1 rRNA gene is annotated in these 762 nt (G+C 52.6%); it reads left to right on the forward strand.

Annotated elements, in window-relative coordinates:
• Positions 1 to 762: ribosomal RNA gene (locus OQV04_RS24820) — 23S ribosomal RNA — on the forward strand; the annotation flags it as partial.

Here is a 762-nt window from a genome sequence, read left to right on the forward strand (position 1 = left end):
AAGCAGCCATCATTTAAAGAAAGCGTAATAGCTCACTGGTCGAGTCGGCCTGCGCGGAAGATGTAACGGGGCTAAACCATGCACCGAAGCTGCGGCAGCGACACTATGTGTTGTTGGGTAGGGGAGCGTTCTGTAAGCCTGTGAAGGTGTGCTGTGAGGCATGCTGGAGGTATCAGAAGTGCGAATGCTGACATAAGTAACGATAAAGCGGGTGAAAAGCCCGCTCGCCGGAAGACCAAGGGTTCCTGTCCAACGTTAATCGGGGCAGGGTGAGTCGACCCCTAAGGCGAGGCCGAAAGGCGTAGTCGATGGGAAACAGGTTAATATTCCTGTACTTGGTGTTACTGCGAAGGGGGGACGGAGAAGGCTATGTTGGCCGGGCGACGGTTGTCCCGGTTTAAGCGTGTAGGCTGGTTTTCCAGGCAAATCCGGAAAATCAAGGCTGAGGCGTGATGACGAGGCACTACGGTGCTGAAGCAACAAATGCCCTGCTTCCAGGAAAAGCCTCTAAGCATCAGGTAACATCAAATCGTACCCCAAACCGACACAGGTGGTCAGGTAGAGAATACCAAGGCGCTTGAGAGAACTCGGGTGAAGGAACTAGGCAAAATGGTGCCGTAACTTCGGGAGAAGGCACGCTGATATGTAGGTGAAGCGACTTGCTCGTGGAGCTGAAATCAGTCGAAGATACCAGCTGGCTGCAACTGTTTATTAAAAACACAGCACTGTGCAAACACGAAAGTGGACGTATACGGTGTGACG

The sequence above is a fragment of the Escherichia sp. Lx600-2 genome (assembly GCF_036662595.1).
Lineage (GTDB): Bacteria > Pseudomonadota > Gammaproteobacteria > Enterobacterales > Enterobacteriaceae > Escherichia > Escherichia coli.